The sequence below is a fragment of the Brenneria sp. g21c3 genome (assembly GCF_040240345.1).
Lineage (GTDB): Bacteria > Pseudomonadota > Gammaproteobacteria > Enterobacterales > Enterobacteriaceae > Brenneria.
Genome location: NZ_JBEIAB010000004.1, coordinates 199,639 through 217,152, shown reverse-complemented (window position 1 = coordinate 217,152; position 17,514 = coordinate 199,639). Strand labels below are relative to the sequence as shown.

17 protein-coding genes are annotated in these 17,514 nt (G+C 55.5%); 4 read left to right on the top strand and 13 right to left on the bottom strand.

Annotation, left to right across the window (positions count from 1 at the left end):
• The first annotated feature begins 81 nt into the window (after positions 1-81).
• From ABRZ28_RS08395 to ABRZ28_RS08380, 4 genes are read left to right on the top strand one after another with little or no spacing between them, the layout of a single operon-like run.
• Positions 82-1,134: a hemin-degrading factor gene (locus ABRZ28_RS08395; RefSeq protein WP_330519997.1), complete on the top strand. Its 1,053-nt coding sequence runs from the start codon at positions 82-84 to the stop codon at positions 1,132-1,134.
• Positions 1,131-1,949, top strand: coding sequence for a heme/hemin ABC transporter substrate-binding protein (locus ABRZ28_RS08390; RefSeq protein ID WP_319603107.1), 819 nt, complete (start codon positions 1,131-1,133; stop codon positions 1,947-1,949). Before ABRZ28_RS08395 ends, ABRZ28_RS08390 begins: the two co-directional genes overlap by 4 nt.
• Positions 1,946-2,950 carry a FecCD family ABC transporter permease gene (locus tag ABRZ28_RS08385; RefSeq protein WP_330519996.1) on the top strand — a complete coding sequence of 335 codons (1,005 nt, stop codon included), beginning with the start codon at positions 1,946-1,948 and terminating at the stop codon, positions 2,948-2,950. The genes ABRZ28_RS08390 and ABRZ28_RS08385 overlap by 4 nt, the downstream gene beginning before the upstream one ends.
• Positions 2,943-3,740, top strand: a complete 798-nt coding sequence (locus tag ABRZ28_RS08380) for a heme ABC transporter ATP-binding protein (RefSeq protein WP_330519995.1) — start codon at positions 2,943-2,945, stop codon at positions 3,738-3,740. Before ABRZ28_RS08385 ends, ABRZ28_RS08380 begins: the two co-directional genes overlap by 8 nt.
• Positions 3,741-3,746: 6 nt before the next feature.
• Here ABRZ28_RS08380 and ABRZ28_RS08375 read toward each other — a convergent pair whose 3' ends face one another.
• From ABRZ28_RS08375 to ABRZ28_RS08315, 13 genes are all read right to left on the bottom strand, one after another.
• A complete protein-coding gene (locus ABRZ28_RS08375; RefSeq protein WP_330519994.1) occupies positions 3,747-5,198 on the bottom strand; it encodes a protein adenylyltransferase SelO in 1,452 nt (483 codons plus the stop codon).
• Positions 5,199-5,310: 112 nt separating this feature from the next.
• Positions 5,311-6,045 carry an EAL domain-containing protein gene (locus ABRZ28_RS08370; protein ID WP_330519993.1) on the bottom strand — a complete coding sequence of 245 codons (735 nt, stop codon included), beginning with the start codon at positions 6,043-6,045 and terminating at the stop codon, positions 5,311-5,313.
• Positions 6,046-6,353: 308 nt separating this feature from the next.
• Positions 6,354-7,229, bottom strand: a complete 876-nt coding sequence (gene araC, locus ABRZ28_RS08365; protein WP_319603112.1) for an arabinose operon transcriptional regulator AraC — start codon at positions 7,227-7,229, stop codon at positions 6,354-6,356.
• A 31-nt stretch (positions 7,230-7,260) separates the two neighbouring features.
• Entirely contained in the window at positions 7,261-9,276 is a 2,016-nt protein-coding gene (locus ABRZ28_RS08360; protein WP_330519992.1) for a beta-galactosidase, read from the bottom strand.
• A 14-nt stretch (positions 9,277-9,290) separates the two neighbouring features.
• On the bottom strand, positions 9,291-10,523 hold the full coding sequence (locus tag ABRZ28_RS08355; RefSeq protein WP_330519991.1) for an oligosaccharide MFS transporter: 1,233 nt from the start codon (positions 10,521-10,523) through the stop codon (positions 9,291-9,293).
• Positions 10,524-10,745: 222 nt separating this feature from the next.
• The gene (gene lplA / locus ABRZ28_RS08350; RefSeq protein WP_330519990.1) at positions 10,746-11,762 is read right to left on the bottom strand and encodes a lipoate--protein ligase; all 1,017 of its coding nucleotides are present in this window, start codon (positions 11,760-11,762) and stop codon (positions 10,746-10,748) included.
• 27 nt (positions 11,763-11,789) lie between these two features.
• Entirely contained in the window at positions 11,790-12,260 is a 471-nt protein-coding gene (locus ABRZ28_RS08345; RefSeq protein ID WP_413556097.1) for a C40 family peptidase, read from the bottom strand.
• A 99-nt stretch (positions 12,261-12,359) separates the two neighbouring features.
• Positions 12,360-13,145, bottom strand: coding sequence for a vitamin B12 ABC transporter ATP-binding protein BtuD (gene btuD / locus ABRZ28_RS08340; RefSeq protein WP_330519989.1), 786 nt, complete (start codon positions 13,143-13,145; stop codon positions 12,360-12,362).
• Positions 13,146-13,697, bottom strand: coding sequence for a glutathione peroxidase (locus tag ABRZ28_RS08335; protein WP_319603117.1), 552 nt, complete (start codon positions 13,695-13,697; stop codon positions 13,146-13,148).
• A gap of 63 nt (positions 13,698-13,760) precedes the next feature.
• Complete coding sequence (gene btuC / locus ABRZ28_RS08330) at positions 13,761-14,762, bottom strand: vitamin B12 ABC transporter permease BtuC (RefSeq protein ID WP_319603118.1); 1,002 nt, start codon at positions 14,760-14,762, stop codon at positions 13,761-13,763.
• 216 nt (positions 14,763-14,978) lie between these two features.
• Positions 14,979-15,782 carry a MetQ/NlpA family ABC transporter substrate-binding protein gene (locus ABRZ28_RS08325; RefSeq protein ID WP_413556119.1) on the bottom strand — a complete coding sequence of 268 codons (804 nt, stop codon included), beginning with the start codon at positions 15,780-15,782 and terminating at the stop codon, positions 14,979-14,981.
• Positions 15,783-15,824: 42 nt separating this feature from the next.
• Positions 15,825-16,493, bottom strand: coding sequence for a methionine ABC transporter permease (locus ABRZ28_RS08320; RefSeq protein ID WP_009112368.1), 669 nt, complete (start codon positions 16,491-16,493; stop codon positions 15,825-15,827).
• Positions 16,486-17,511: a methionine ABC transporter ATP-binding protein gene (locus ABRZ28_RS08315; RefSeq protein WP_319603120.1), complete on the bottom strand. Its 1,026-nt coding sequence runs from the start codon at positions 17,509-17,511 to the stop codon at positions 16,486-16,488. The genes ABRZ28_RS08320 and ABRZ28_RS08315 overlap by 8 nt, the downstream gene beginning before the upstream one ends.
• Between the last annotated feature and the right edge of the window lie 3 nt (positions 17,512-17,514).

The following is a 17,514-nucleotide window of genomic DNA, read 5'->3' as shown; positions in this document are numbered from 1 at the left end:
TGTAACTTTTTTGTTACATGAAAATGATTCTCATTAGATTCTGGCTAGGCTGTGACGATGACAAAGAATAAGGAAGCGACAATGCAGACTGCAATATATCAACAATACCTTCAGGCGAAAATCGCGCACCCGCGTAAATATGCCCGCGATCTGGCCGACCTGCTCGGCATTAGCGAAGCCGAATTGACGCGCGCGCGCGTTGGCCACGATGCCCGCCGCCTACAGGGCGATGCCAAAAGCTGGCTGACCGCCCTGGAACGGGTGGGCAATACCAAGTCCATCACCCGCAATCACTATGCCGTTCACGAGCACGTCGGTTACTACCGCAACCAGCACCTGGACGGTCATGCCGGTTTGATTCTCAATCCGCGCGAGCTGGATCTGCGCCTGTTCCTGCATCAATGGGCGTCCGCCTTCTCGCTGGTGGAAAGCACGCCGCGCGGCGAACGCCAGAGCATTCAGTTTTTCGACCATCAGGGCGATGCCATTCTGAAGGTGTATGCGACCGACGCCACCGATATGCCGGCCTGGCAACAGGTCGTCGCCCAATTCGCCGACAGCGAAAATCCGGCGTTGTCCCTCCGTCCGCAAGCCGCCGTCCTCGCCGAAGCCGTAGAAGCGGAACATAACCCGGTGCTGGAAGCCGAGTGGCGCGCCATGACCGATGTTCATCAGTTTTTCATTCTGCTGAAGCGTTACAACCTCACCCGCCAGCAGGCTTTCCGCGCCGTCAGCGACGATCTGGCCTATCAGGTTGATAACGCGGCGCTATCGCAGATTCTGTTCGCCGCCAAAGACGCGCAAAATGAAATCATGGTATTCGTCGGCAACCGCGGCTGCGTGCAGATTTTTACCGGCCAAATCGAACGCGTGGAACGCATAGCGCAGCATGCCGAATGGATCAATATTTTTAATCCGGACTTTACGCTGCATCTGATTGAAAACGCCATCGCCGAAAGTTGGATCACGCGCAAACCGACGGCCGACGGCATCGTCACCAGTCTGGAGCTGTACGCCGCGGACGGCACGCAAATTGCGCAGTTATTCGGGCAGCGCACCGAAGGCACGCCTGAACAACAGCAATGGCGCGACCAGATCGGCGCGCTGAAACCGCTTAAGGATCTTGCCGCATGAAAAACTGGCTCATTCCATTAGTGTTGGTTCTGCCGTTGGGCGTTTCGGCCGCGGAGCGCATTGTCTCCATCGGCGGTGATGTTACGGAAATCATCTATGCGTTGGGCGCGGAGAAAGATCTGGTGGCCAGAGACAGCACCAGTCTTCATCCCGACGCCGCGACCAAACTGCCCGATGTGGGTTACATGCGCCAGCTCAATGCCGAAGGCATTCTGGCGATGAAACCTTCGCTGGTGATCGCCAGCGACCTGTCGCAACCGTCGTTGGTATTGCAACAGGTCGCGGACAGCGGCACCAAAGTTATCAACGTGCCGGCCAAACCGACGCCGGAAACCGTCGCGCAAAAGATCGGCGTGATTTCTCAGGCGCTGCATAAAGAAGCGGAAGGCAAGAAACTGACGGAAACCTACCAGCAACAGTTAGCCGGCGTCGCCGGCTCGCCGTTGCCGGTGAAGGCGCTGTTCGTACTCAGCCACGGCGGTATGACCGCAATGGCCGCCGGCAAGCATACCCCGGCAGATACCATCCTCCGCCGGGTCGGCCTGACTAACGCCATGCAGGATATTGAGCGCTATCAGCCCTTGTCGCAGGAAGGGGTGGTCGCCAGCGCGCCGGATCTGGTGCTGATCTCCACTCAGGGACTAAAGAGCCTGGGCGGCGAAGCGCAAATCTGGCAATTGCCGGGCCTGGCGTTGACCCCGGCGGGGAAAAACCAGCGCCTGCTGGTGGTTGATGATATGGCGATGCTCGGCTTTACGCTGGAGACGCCGGCCCTGATGGCCGCCATCCGTCAGGCCGCAGAACAAATAAAATGACGCGACGGTTTCATCCACGCTATGTACTGATCGCCCTGCTGTTGTTGCTATTGGCGCTGATGTTATGCGCGGCCAATCTCGGCGCGCTCGCCCTGTCGTTCAAAACGCTGTGGCAGACGCCGTTTACCGATCCGCTGTGGCATATCTGGTTGAATATCCGCCTGCCCCGCGTACTGCTGGCCGTACTGGTCGGCAGCGCGCTGGCCTGTTCCGGCGCCATCATGCAGGGATTATTCCGCAACCCGTTGGCCGATCCCGGCCTGTTGGGGATCAGCAGCGGCGGCGCGCTTTGCGTGGCGCTGACGATTGTGCTGCCGCTCGGCCTGCCCCCGCTGCTATCTCTCTATAGCCCGATGCTGGCGGCTTTTGTCGGCAGTCTGGCGATTACCGCGGTGATTTTTATGCTGAGTCGCGCCGAACAAGGGGGATTGACCCGGCTGCTATTGGCGGGCATTGCGCTTAACGCCCTGTGCATGGCCGCTGTCGGCGTGCTGACCTACGTCAGCACCGACCAGCAACTGCGTCAGTTTTCCCTCTGGGGTATGGGAAGCTTAGGTCAGGCGCAGTGGCCGATGCTGATCGGCGCCGCCACGCTGGCGCTGCCGGCGATTATCGTGACTCTGTATCAGGCCCGTCGTTTGAATCTGCTGCAACTGGGCGACGAAGAGGCCCATTATCTGGGAGTCAACGTCAAGCGCACCAAACACACCCTTTTGCTGCTCAGCGCGCTGCTGGTGGGCGTCGCCGTCGCCGTCAGCGGCGTAATCGGTTTTATCGGACTGGTGATCCCCCATTTGATCCGTATGCATCTGGGAGCCGACCACCGCTTGCTTATTCCCGGCGCGGCGCTGGGCGGCGCCTGTCTGCTGTTGATCGCCGATACGCTGGCGCGCACGCTGTTATCGCCGGCCGAGATGCCCGTCGGGCTGTTGACCAGCCTGATCGGCGGTCCCTATTTCTTATGGCTGATCGTGCAGCATAAAGGACGTGGAAATGAGTAACGCCGTTGCGAATAACGCGCTGGTGGCCCGCAACCTGCGTTTCCACACCGGCGGACGCGACCTGACGCAGGATGTCTCGCTGGAGGTGCATTGCGGCGAGATCGTGGCGATTATCGGCCCCAACGGCGCGGGAAAATCCACGCTGTTGCGCCTGCTGACCGGCTACCTGACGCCGAATCAGGGAGAATGCTGGTTGGCCGGTAAGCCATTCGCCCAATGGGCGCCGACCGCGCTGGCGAAAACGCGGGCGGTGATGCGTCAGCACAGCGGACTGGCTTTCGCTTTCAGCGTGCAGGAGGTTGTGGCGATGGGCCGCGCCCCTTATGGACGCGACCGGCAAAACGACGACATCGTCCGGCGGGTGATGGCGCAAACCGGCTGTTCAGATCTGGCGCAGCGCGATTATCGGCACCTCTCCGGCGGCGAACAGCAGCGCGTGCAGTTAGCCCGCGTGCTGGCCCAGCTCTGGCATCCGCAGCCGACGCCGGGATGGCTGTTTCTCGACGAACCCACCTCGGCGCTGGATCTCTATCATCAGCAGCATTTGTTGCGGCTGCTGAAACAACTGACCCGCCAGCAGCCGCTGGCCGTGTGTTGCGTCCTGCACGATCTCAATCTGGCCGCCCTGTATGCCGACCGGATTTTGCTGTTGCACGCCGGAAAGCTGGTGGCGCAAGGCACGCCGGAACAGGTGTTGCAGGCGGATATTCTTACCCGCTGGTATCAGGCCGACCTGAGCGTCGGCCCGCATCCCGAATACCCGATCCCACAGGTCTATCTGCGCCGCTGAAACGCTTCAACTGGAGCAGGATACGGTCAGATGCTTACCCCATTCCGGCGGCAGCGCCGCCAGTTCCTCCCTCTCCGGCTGGTCGGCGTAAGGCTGGCAAAGCGTCTGATGCAGCCGGCTCAATGCGCCGATATCATCCTTTCCCGCCTGCTCGATGGCCTGCTGCGCCAGATAGTTGCGCAGCACATATTTCGGATTGGCCGCGTTCATGTACCGCCGACGTTCGGCATCGTCCTGCGGTTCCTGCAACAGACGTCGACGATAGGCGTTAAACCAGCGGTCGAATGCCGGTCGATCGATAAACTCATCGCGCAGCGGGCTGACGGGGTCGTTTTTCTCGACCGCGGACAACAGGCGAAACGTTCGGGTATAGTCGCGGCGCTCCCGCCGCATCAGGTCTAACAGACCGACCAGAATATCGTTATCGGCGGCGTCGGCGGTGAACAGCCCCAGCCTGGCGCGCATCAGCTCGCCGAATTGCCGCATCAGCGCCGGCTCATAGCGGGCCAACGCGCTCTCCAGCTCATCCGTGGTCATCAGTCCCGACAGCGACTGCGCCAGACGATGTAAATTCCACAGCCCGACCGCGGGTTGGTTATCAAAGGCGTAACGCCCCTGATGATCGGAATGATTACAGATGTAGTCCGGCTGATAATCATCCATAAAACCGAACGGCCCGTAATCAATGGTTAACCCGAGGATCGACATATTGTCGGTATTCATCACGCCGTGCGAAAAACCGACGGCCTGCCAGCGGGCGATCAGCCGCGCGGTTCGTTCAACCACATCGCCGAACCACAGCGTGTAGCGCCGCTCCTCATCCTGCCACTGAGGCCAGTGACGGGCGATGACGAAATCCGCCAATTGACGCACCTTTTCCGGCTCTCGGCGATAATAAAAATGTTCAAAGTGGCCGAACCGCACATGGCTTTCCGCCACGCGCAGCAACATTGCGCCGGGTTCTTCCCGTTCGCGCCGGATCAGTTGCTCGCTGGTGACCACCGTCAACGCCCGCGTCGTCGGGATGCCCAGATGATGCATCGCCTCGGAAGCCAGAAACTCGCGGATCGCCGAGCGCAGCACCGCCCGCCCGTCGCCCATGCGGGAATAAGGCGTCAGGCCCGCGCCTTTAAGATGCCAATCCATGCTGCGGCCGTCCGCCAACTGCTGCTCGCCCAGCAGAATGCCGCGGCCATCGCCCAGTTGTCCGGCCCACGCGCCGAACTGATGGCCGCTGTACACCTGCGCCAACGGCGCCATGCCGGGCAGCAGCGCTTCGCCGCGCCAAACCGCGTCATGCGGGCGCGTAAACCACGCGGGCGACAGACCGAGCTCATCCGCCAGCCCCTGACTGTGATAAAGCAGGCGCGCGCCCTGAAGCGGCGTCGGTTTCAGCTCGGTATAAAAACCCGGCAACTGTTGATGGTAGTGATTGATGAACGATAGTTTCTGCGGCATGTTGTCTCCCCTGTAAGGGAAAGTGTAGAACGGCTGCCATAAAACTAACACGGAGCGAGTATGGGGGTATTACGCCGTAGACCGGCAAGCGGGAAGGAAAGGGAAAGAATCGTTATCTTATATCCCATAAAAAATCGGTTTGTGTTTCCAGTTCATCAAAATGAACCGCCGGACAAAGCCCGCCTTGCAACGCATCGATATTTAGCTTTCTGGCTTTTTCCAGATGTTCAAGGGTATCGATGCCTTTTGCGATAATCCTGACGCCTTGATAATTATTCCTGATAACCCGCAACAGCGGATCCATAATCGAGCTTTGCGTCGGTCGGGATAAAAGATACCAGACCAGATTCTGATCCATCTTCACCGCGCTGATGCATCCGTCATTCAACGGCTTCAGATTCACTTTTCCCGAACCAAAATTATCCAGCCATAAGTTAAACGACTCGCTCAGTTTAAGAATACGTTCGTTTCCTCTGCCCTGGGATAAGTTTGGAAAGAGTTCATTAATCTCCAATTCAATGAAAAGCAGACTTTTAATTTCATTATATAATGATGTCGATTCCAGTAAAAAATCCGCTATTTCATGATCGACTTTCAGCAGCAGACGCACATCATGTTGGGTAAACCAGGGGGCAATTCGCTTAATGAAATCGACCTGCTCCCTAATTAAATCATGCTGTTGAGTTTTTGTTAACATACTGAAAATGATATCCGGTAAAATACTCGCATTGCCAAACAAACTATTAAAACGGATTACCATTTCAGCAGCCAATAACTTCCCTTCCATGCTATAAACTGGCCAGAAAACAGAATCACTCACATAGTCCACATCTAACCGAATAAGCATGTTATATCATCTACTTCAGGTGATAATTAATCACCATTTGCTTGTGTTTTATACTAAATACGTAAAAAACAATCCGTATCCAGCGCTGTTTTCCAAACGCCATCCGCTATCCTGGTCAGAGGGTCAGATTAATCACTAATGGCAGGCTGTATAAAGCGATCGGATTGCAGCCCATAAAAAAGCACGCTACTAGCTTTATTTATAGAGCAGAACACTGCATTTTTCATATGAACACAATAAGAATAGGCCGATTCGGATATTGGCGGGCGCTTTCAGATAAAAAACGGCGTCGGAACAAGAAAACATTATCAAATCGTATTCTTTCTCTCGTAGCACTTTTTATACTCTCGAGGGCTGATGCCGTAATGATGGCGGAATAGCCGAGAAAAATAGCGCGAGTCCGGATAACCGACCGCCTGCGCGATCTGCGCGATGGGCAAAGAGGTGCTTTGCAGCAGGCTTCTTGCCCGGCTGATACGCTGTTTCTCGCGCCAGGCGAAAACCGTCTGATTCATCTCTCGCTTAAATAGATGGGCCACGCGCGAAGGGGAAAGGAAGATCTGTCTGGCCAGCGTCTCTATATTGATATCCTCGGCGATATGCTGATCAATGTACTTGCATAGCGCATTAATGCGCGGATCCAAGGCGTGGCGGTTGCTGATTGGTTGAGCCTGGAAACAGGTTAAAATCACCCTTTCGAGCGCGTTCATGGCCATCGCCTCCGCCAGCGGTTCGGTGGCGGCATGGTGATGAATCACTTCAGAGAACAGGGATTGCATATTCTCGATGGCAGCGGGCGCGTCAAGCCGCATTTTGCCGATTTCCTTGTCGGTGACGTCCCAGCGCAGCCAATCCACCCAGTAGGGCCTGGGGATAAAATAAATCCACAAATGATCCCAGAATTCACTACTCTCCGCGCGCCCATAGTGATGCGGCACGCCCGGCGGAAAAAGCACCAGTTCGTTTTCCTGACAATGAATATCGTGCTCCCCGGCCTTCACCCGCCCTTCCCCTCGCAGCGTCAGGTTGATGATGTAGCCTTTCATTCCTTGTGGACGGTTGATGTAATAATCCAGTTTACTGCCTCGCGAAATCGGGGTGAAGCCGGCGACCAGATAGGCATTGAAGGTGAAACTTTTTATCAGCGGCGAAAAGTTCACCATCTCATCGGAATTAAACGCCATTGTCCTCTCTCTCCGGTGCCGGAAGGATAAATCAATCATCCTGCAATATGCGTAATCCCCAGGGTTCCAGCGTCACTTCCGACGCCGCAGGCAACGCCTGGTCGTTTATCAGGCAATGAGACGGAACCGGGATTCGGATGGGATGCGCCGTTGCCGAGTAGTTAAACATAAAGCGAATGGTGTTCCCCGCCCGATTTTTTCCGCGGCGCACGATCAGCGGAAAAACGCTATCCGCCGTGCGCGACGCCAACTGACAATCCCGGCATAAATAATTGAATAATTTGCTGATAAAAGATTTCTGCGGCAGAAACCCCACATACATCGCCCGCCCGTCGCCGTAATCCGTTTCAGTTACGGCGGCATATTTTTGCCAGACCGGATGTTGATATTTAGCGACGACGCGCGTTCCCTCGCCATCCGGCGTTAACAGTTCCATCCATAATTCAGCGGGTTCATCCGCCAGAGCGGCGACGTCCTCAACCAGCGACTCGATGGCGACCGACTCCGGTAAGACAAATTGGCTATAGGAGACCCCGCAACTCTGACTCAAGATGCCGGGTTGTTTTGCGCTGCGCACTTTCACATTTTCGTCGCAAAAACCTGATTTAAAACCGATCAGCGCGCGACCGCCGTTTTCGATATAGCGGTTGATGCGGGCCAGCAGCGCATCGTCGGCCGCATACAACGCCGGGATGATGATGGCCTGATATTGGTGACAGCCATCATCGACGTCATTGATGATATCCAGCGCAATGTTGTGGTCGTACAACGCGTCATAAAAGCGCCGCACAATATCGTTATAGACATTGCCTTGCGTTTCTCCGGGCTTAAACCAGTTCAGCGCTTCCATCGCTTCATTGTTCACCAGCAGCGCGACGTCATGCTGAAAAGCCAGATCGGCCAGCGCATCGGAAAGGCGGGCAAAATCAGCGCCGATAGTCTGCGCTTCACGATAAGTCGCGTTAGGCAGGAAATCGTGACTCAACAAGCCTTTCCAATAGGTTTCAAACGCGTTATGGATCGAGTGCCAGTGCCAGTACGACACCATTTTAGCGCCGTGGGCGACATGGCTGAAAGCCTGAAGACGCAACTGTCCCGGATAAGGCGTCCACTGCGCAAACCCCTGCGCCTGCGTTTCCAGCACAAAATAGTTAGCGCCCTGTTTCAGATTGCGGGCGATATCGCCGCCAAACGCGATCTCCCGCCCGGTGAGATGATCCTGTGAGGGGTGATAAATATCTACGCCGGCGACCGTCAGCGCTTGCGCGGCGGCGAAATGGTTCACGCGCGGCTGTATGCCGTAAGAGTGACCGCGCCACTCAAAATCGAAATTATGGGTAATAAACTGATCGTCCCGGACATATTCAGCGACGAGACCGGCCTGCCACATCAGATATTCAGTCACCATCTGGCGCTGAAATTTGGCGAACGCGCTGCCCAGGCTGGCATTAATGGTGCTCTCCACCGGGGGAAAATCGTCCCAGTCGTCAATCCGGTTGCTCCAGTAATCCAGTCCGAAATCACGGTTCATCCGCCTGATATCCGGGTAACGGGACTTCAGCGCATCAACAAAACGCCGCTGCATATCCGGCCCGACGTTATCGTAATGCTTGGTTTCGTTATCCAGTTGATAGCCAATGACGGCCGGGTGACGGGATACATGCGTCATCAGTACGCGAATGATATTTTCGGCATAATGCAGAAACGTCGGATTTACAATATCCATGATCTGACGGCGGCCGTATTTTTCCCGCCCCTGCGCCGTCGTCACCATCACCTCCGGGTGTTTTCTCGCCAGCCAGCCGGGAATGGCGTAGGTCGGCGTACCGATAATGACGGCTATCCCGGCGGCATGCATGGCATCCAGCACGCGGTCCAAATGGGTGAAATTATACTCGCCCTCCTGCGGCTCCAGCGTACTCCAGGTCGATTCAGCGATACGAACCACATTAATGCCCGCGGACAACATCAATTCAATATCTTCTCCCAGCCTGTCCGCCGGCATATATTCATCATAATAAGCGACGCCATAATATAAATCAGTCATTGTATCTCCCAGATTTATTTTTCCAACACGGTGCGATTGAGTAATACACGAGATGAGTCAAGTGTAATAAATGAAATAACGGTAAAGAATAATGCGATACTTCCCAGCACCAGATAACTTTCAACAAACCCCATATGTTGGTACATATAGCCAATTCCGCCGGACAGGAAAATGGTGCTAAAACTTTTTGAGAACTGGAATCCAATTAAATAAACCGTTGCCGACAGCCACGGATTAAAATTAGCAGCGATATATTTTAAGCCGGCGACTAAGAGAATTGAACTTTCAAAACCATGAAGCATCTTGATGGCGCTGATTGAAATCGGTCCGACGGCCCAGGCCGAACCAATAATACGGAAGCTCATGATTAACCCGCAATACAACAGGGCATTCTTCGGTCCGATTTTATTGACAAACCAGGGCGCCATAAACATGACCGCCGCATCCAGAAATATTTGCGCCGTCGTCAGATAACCAAATACTTCCGCGCCGCGCGCTTTACTGGCAAAGAAATGGCTATAATAAATGGCGAATTGCTGATCATAAGTTTCATAGATCGCCCCCACGCCCACCATATACATGGCAAAGAACCAGAACTTCTTCAATTTTATCAGGCTTCGCACATCGGCCAAGGAGATAGGTGCCGTTTTAGGCAAACGTTCCTTTGACGCCGTCGCGGAGCCGGGATGCGTTTTCCACACGATAAACAACAAGGCGATCCCCGCCAGACTGGCCAGCCAGAAAATATAATCCTGATTGATGCCGTAAAGTTTGCCGGCGACGAAAGTACCGATCGCCGCCCCAATCCCCCCGAACATGCGCGCCCGGCCGAATTCAAATCCCGACAGGCGGCTGACTTTATCGATATAGGCTTCACACACGCCGCAGCCCGCGCCAAATGCCATGCCGATATAAAATCCGCCGGCCAGCGCCCCCAGAATAACATTGAATCGCAATAGCGGCGCGAATACATAGATCCAGTACGGCGCAAAGAGCGTAATAATAATGGCCAGCATCCACATAAGGTGTTTTCTGAAAATCAACTTATCGGAAATAAAGCCAAATAGAGGCTGTACGCAAACGGAAAAAACAGCGGTAAAAGAATAAACCAGGCCGACATCCGCATAATCAATGCCGATGGTTTCCGTCAGCCATAATGAAAGATAGGGATAACAACATCCCCAGCCGATAAAGAAGAAGAGAAAGAACAGACAGCACATTAAGTAGTTTTTTTCTGTATGAGACATATACCTTGCCCCGCTGAAAGTTGATATTCATGCATTTCCATGAGGCAACTAACTTAACGCCAAATTTATATCTCGATCAGGAATGTCCTGCTGTCAAAGGGTAGAAATCTGCTGCGCGAATGCTATTTGTGAGCAACTTCACGCATCGGCTTTATTGCGTGCCGATACGCGATAACGTGATGAAATAATAGGGGAAGACCGGATTAGGCCGCAGGCGATTAATCAGCGGATGCTTTGCGCCAGCCAGGCGGCCATTTGCTGTAGTTCATTTTGCTGTTGCGGGAATGTCGCTATCAGTTGCCCACAGACGACGGCCATGCTTTCCGGCCGATAGGGCGTATTACTCAGGGCGAGGGCCAGCGCCTCCAGCGGCGCGGGATTCAGGCTATCGGTAAAGACCTGTGTGCGGGTAATGACGCCATGCTCAACGTCAAAATGCAACTCAACGCCTCCCCAGGCAAAGCGGTTATCCAAAAGATGAGTGAAAGCCGGCGCCTGGCCGAAATTCCACTCCCAACTGCTCTGGCGGGCAAACTGTTCGCTGAAGCCCGGCAAATCCGGAAAGGCGGCGGGGGAAATGATTTCCGGCTCGCAGCGTTCGCCGTAATATTCAAAAAAGGCCTGCGTCGCCGACTGACAGATTTGCTGATGATCGATAGCGGGCAATAACTCAACCAGATTCGCGACCCGGGAGCGTACCGACGTAATGCCCTTGGCCTGCAATTTTTTCACATCGGGGTTGAGATAATCCGCTAACCGGCTCAGATCGGCGTTTAATAGCAACGTGCCGTGATGGAAACCGCGATCTTTGGTTTCCCGGTATGCGGAACCCGATATTTTTCGGCTGCCGTCAGGCGTATCAATCACCAGATCGTTACGGCCGGAAGCGCTGGCGTTAATCCCGAGCTGCGCCAGCGCGTCGAGGATAATTTGGGTTGAAACGCTTTTATCGTATTCAGGCTTTCCCGCCATAAAGGTAAAGCAGGTATTGCCGAGATCGTGAAACACCGCGCCGCCGCCGCTGCTGCGTCGAGCCAGTTTGATGCCGTCTTCTTCCATCCGACGCGTATTACACTCTTTCCACGGATTCTGCGCCCGACCGATGACCACCGTTTCGGCGTTGCGCCACAAAAACAATACCCGTTGCGTGGTCGGCATTTGCCGAAATATGCACTCCTCAACGGCCAGGTTGAACCAGGGGTCGAAAGAGTCGGAGAGTAACAGACGCAGCGAAGACATAAGGCTCCATAGACGCGCAAAGGCGCATCAGATACGGCGGGCCTGCCAGTAAGCCCGCTTCCAATAGACGTTATCCAGCGATGAGCGAATCACGCCCTGACTGGTGGAGGCGTGGATAAACTTGTCGTCTTTATCGTAGATTCCCACGTGCAGCCCGTTGCCGCCGCTGCCGGTTTTGAAAAACACCAGATCGCCCGGCATCAGGCTGTCGCGATCCACGCGTTCGCCCAATTCCGTTTGCGCATCGGTGCTGCGCGGTAAACGAATGCCGAAACGGTCGCGAAAGGTCAGATAGACAAAGCCGGAACAATCAATACCGTTGCGATCCAGACCGCCATAGCGGTATGGCGTACGATGCCATTGATGCAGTTGATCGTTTAATTGCGCCACCACCATTATCGAATCGCTCAGGCGCGCATCCGGCGGTGGATTGCGGTGACTGCTGCACCCCGCCAAGATCAGGCTTGCCAACACCAACACATGTTTTAAACGCATCATGTTTTTTTACCCGAAATCGCCGGTTAATCGCTATCAGAATGATATATCTGCTTAATCTAGCGTTGAAAGGGTATGGCTGGCAAGTAAAGCCGATTCTTCCTAATTTTCGTCGCCGCGGCGGGTTATCAGCCAGTCGCGGCCGTCGACGCGACAACGCTGGAAATCGACGCCGAAAACCGGTGATAAGATTTCAGGCTGCATCACGTCGGCGGTATCGCCATGCGCCGCCAGTCGTCCGCCGGACATCAGCCAGACGCCGTCGGCGTGTTGCAGGCTGTGGTTCAGATCATGAGCGCAGACGATAACCGTTACGCCGGACCGACATAGCGTATGAAGCAATTCATCCAGCGCCGCCTGTTGCGCGACATCCAGACTGTTGGCCGGTTCATCCAGCAGCAGTAAACGACCATAGGGATTGGCCGCCGGCCAAATCTGCAACAGCGCGGCGGCAAGCCTGACCCGTTGCCACTCCCCGCCGGACAATCGGGTTAACGCGCGCGATAGCTTGTCGGCCAGCATCAGCTTTTGCGCCAGAAAACCGACGACATCGTCGTTTATCGCCTCGCCGGCCGCCGGCGGCTGATGCAAACGCAAATACTGAAACACCGGCATCATCGCCGTCGGGGGCTGTTGCTGCGCCAGATACGCCCGATGCCACGCCAACTCCCGCGCGGGCCAGTCCGCCAGCCGTCGGCCGGACAGACAGACATCGCCCTCGCCGTCCAGCATGCCGGCGATTCTGGCCAGCAGGGTGCTTTTCCCCGCGCCATTCGGGCCGATGACATGCAACAGCCGACCGCTCCCGCACGCGACGTTGACCGGAGACAAGCGGGGCGAAACGCCGGCCTGCCTCAGTTGCAACAAGGGAGAGGATTGCCGCGCCAATTACTTCGCCAGCGCCGCTTTGACGGCGTCGACCACCGCCGGATCGTCGGGGGTAAAATCGGGGGCGAAACGCTGAATCACCTGACCCTCGCGGGAAATCAGGAACTTCTCAAAATTCCACAAGATATCTTCCGGGTGAGCGGGCTTACGTCCTTTGTTGACCAGCCGGGCGTAAAACCCGCTCAGCAAAGAACCGGTTGCTTTAGGCTGCTCGCGGATCAATAGCTGGTACAACGGGTGACGGTTCGCGCCGTTGACTTCGATCTTGCTGAACAGCGGAAACTGAACGCCAAACGTGGTGCGGCAAAATTCCTGGATCTCCGCCTCGCTGCCCGGCTCCTGTCCGGCAAACTCATTCGATGGAAATCCGAGCACCACAAAACCCTTATCGCGATAGGTTTCGTAGATTTTTTCCAATGCATCATACTGCTTGGTCAGGCCGCATTTCGACGCCACATTGACGATTAACGCCACCTTACCCTGATAGGGTTCGAGCGTGGTGTCTTGTCCGTCGATGGTTTTCAGGGGAATGCTATAGATTTCATTACTCATCGTCTTGATCCTTTTTATCCTGTGGGGATGATGGCCGTCAGCCATTGCTGGCTACGCGGTGAGCTAAATCCTGTTACGTAACAACAACCAGATAAACCAGGGTGCGCCCAGCGTAGCGGTAACGACGCCAATCGGCAACTCGGACGACGCTAACGCCACCCGGGCCAGCGTATCGGCCAGCATCAGAATCGAGCCGCCGGCCAACGCGCAACCGGTTAATAAATAACGATGATCGGTTAGGCCGCCCAGCCGCAGCATATGCGGAATAATCAAGCCGACAAAACCGATCACGCCCGCCAGCGCCACGCTTACCCCGACCAACACGCCGACCACCAGCACCAGCACATTGCGCCAGACGTAAACCGATACGCCCAGTTGGCGGGCCTGGATCTCCCCCAGCGCCAGCCGGTTCAACACATGCCCCTGCGCGCTCAGCCACAGAATAAACGGCGCCAGCGCCAGCATCAGCCAGCCATAGCGCCAGTCGATTCCGCTGAATCCGCCCATCATCCAGTACATCAACTGGCGCAAATCCAGACTGGTGCTGAAATAGACCGCCCAGGTCATGACCGCGCTACAGATAATCCCCAGCGATACGCCGATCAGCAGCAGACGCGCGTTGGAAACCTGTTTGCGGGCAAAGCGCAGCAGCAGAAAGGTGATCAACAGCGCGCCGGCGATGGCGCTCAGGCTTAAAACCCAGACGGGCAGCGCGCCCTGCCCGATTAACACCGTGAGCACCAGCGCGACGCCCGCGCCGTTGGCGACGCCCAGCAGTCCCGGTTCGGCCAGCGGGTTATCAAATATCGACTGCATCACCGCGCCGCACATCGCCAGGCTGGCGCCCACCAGCAGCACCGCCAGGGTTCTGGGGAAACGCAACTGCCAGACAAAGATGCGCTGCGCGTCGTCCAGCCAATGTAGCGGCCAAATCCAGCGGTCGCCCGCGCACAGCCCTATCGTCAGCGCCGTCAGGGTCAGAAGAAACAGCAGAGCCAACCGCTGACGATCCCGCACGCGCCGCCGCTGTTTTAACTGGGTATATCCCGAATTCAAAGGCTGCATAATCCAATCCGCGAAAAAAGGAAAGGCGCCTGTCCCGACAGGCGCTGGCGCTATGGTAACCGATTTTGGCCGTCGCTTCCGCGCCCGCTGCGATGAATATAAGTTCTGCCTCTTTAATCACGCGGCGATGTTCGCCGTTGATCAGATCAATGAATGTGCGGATGGTACAGCGGCGCAACCCTCCCCTTCTCAGGGGAAGGCGCAAAGACGGGATTATTAATTTACCGGGATGACCGCGCCGGCATATTTCTGGTTGATAAAGTCCTGGATCGCCTTGGAGTGCAGAACCTCAACCAGCGCTTTAATCTCCGGTTTGTTTTCATCGCCGCGACGAACGGTGATGATGTTGGCATACGGATTATCTTCGCCGCTCTCTACCGCAATCGGATCTTTAGTCGGATTCAGACCGGCATCGATGGCGTAGTTGGCGTTGATCACCACCGCATCCCCTTCGTTATTGGCATAAACCTGCGGCAACAGGCCGCGCTCTACGCTCGGCAGGAATTGCAGCTTTTTCGGGTTTTCGACGATATCGCTGATACGGGCGTCAACGCGCTTGACCTCCGGTTTCAGTTTAATGACGCCGGCCTTTTCGAAAATGGACAGGATACGCCCCTCTTCTGCCACCGCGTCGCCGAGAATGATCTTGCCGTTTTCCGGCAAATCTTGCAGGCTCTTGTGCTTTTTGGAGTAAATGCCGATCGGTTCGATATGGATCGCCCCTGCATTGACGAAATCATAACTCTTATCGCCGGCGTGATCTTTCAGCACGCTTTCCAGATAGGGAACATGCTGGAAATAGTTGGCGTCGATATCACGGCTGGCTAACGCCGTATTGGGCAGAATATAGTCCTGAAAGCGCTGGATCTGGAGGTCAACGCCCTCTTTCGCCAGAATCGGTTTCGCCTGCTCAAGAATTTCGGCGTGCGGAACGTTCGACGCCCCCACCACCAGTTTGCTGTCCGCGACCGCAGAAAACGCGGTCAGACTCAGTGCGGTCAGAGAGGCATAAGCCAGCATTAAAATTTTACGCGTCTTCATCATCATCATTCCTTTATCATATTAACGTTTATCAAGAATTGCCGTAACGGTATCGCCAATAAACTGGATAATGAAAACCAGCAGCAGGATCATTATCGTCGCCACCAGCGTCACATCGCCGTGATTGCGTTGAAAACCTTCCAGATAGGCCAGATTGCCCAGCCCTCCGGCCCCAATGACGCCCGCCATAGCGGTATAACTCACCAGCGCGATTAGCGTGACCGTAATCCCGGAAACCAGCGCCGGTGAAGACTCGGGCAATAGCACCCTGAAAATGATGGTACTGATTCTGGCCCCCATCGAGCGGGCCGCCTCAATCACCCCTTTATCCACTTCGCGCAGGCCGATTTCCACCAGCCGGGCGTAAAACGGCGCCGCGCCGATAATCAACGCCGGCAGGGCCGCATTGGCGCCTAAGATGGTGCCGACGATGACCCGGGTAAACGGGATCAGCAGCACGATCAAAATAATAAACGGAATGGAGCGGAAGACGTTGACCACTACCGAAACCAGCGTATACACCAGCCGGTTTTGCAATAGCTGCCCGCGGGAGGTGAGAAATAACAGCACGCCCAGTATCACCCCCAGCACAAAAGTCGCCAGCCCGGCGATGGCCGTCATGTAAATCGTTTCATAGGTCGCATCAAGCAGACGGTCGACCTGTAGGTGAGGGAACAGTGTCTCAAGCATGTTTAATCACCTCGGCCGTAATGTTCTTTTCCTGTACCAATGCCAGCATGTCTGCCAACTGCCGTTCATTTCCCTCTACGTGAACATAGATCTCGCCAAATGCGCCATTTAACGTCTGGGTTATTTTGCCGTGCAAAATATTGATGGTCAGACCGTAACGCTGGATTAATTCCGAAATCACCGGCTGCTGGGTCTGTACGCCGACAAAGGTCAGTTTGACCACCGCGCCGGACAGCGACTCGACCAGCAGCGGATTGAAGCTCTCCTGCGTCTCTTCATACTGCGTCACCTGCCTGACAAACTGCTGGGTAATCGCCTGCTGAGGATGGGTAAAGACATCCAGCACCGCGCCCTCCTCGACGATGCGGCCGTTTTCCATCACCGCCACGCGCTGACAAATTTTGCGCACCACGTGCATCTCATGGGTGATCAGCACGATGGTCAGATTCAGCTTGCGGTTGATATCCAGCAGCAAATCAAGAATAGCGTCGGTGGTTTGCGGATCGAGCGCGGACGTCGCTTCGTCGCACAGCAACACCACCGGATTGTTCGCCAATGCGCGGGCGATCCCCACCCGCTGCTTTTGTCCGCCGCTTAGCTGGGAAGGATAGGCGTTTTCCCGTCCCTGCAACCCCACCAGCGCGATCAGTTCCGCCACTCTGGTCTTGATATGCGCTTTTTTGACCCCGGCGATCTGCATCGAAAAGGCTATATTTTCACTCACCGTTCGCGACCACAGCAAATTGAAGTGCTGGAAAACCATGCTGATGCGCAAACGCGCCGCGCGCAGCTGTGCGCCGTTGGCTTTGGCGATATCCTGCCCGTCAACCACAATCGAACCGCTGGTAGGGGTTTCAAGGCCGTTCAACAGGCGGATCAGGGTACTTTTCCCGGCGCCGCTGTAACCGATGATGCCGTAAATCTGCCCGGTTTCAACACTCAGGCTAACGTCTTCAACCGCGCGAATAGAGCCAGAGGAACTATCGAATACTTTCGAGACATTCGAGAGAGTAATCATTAT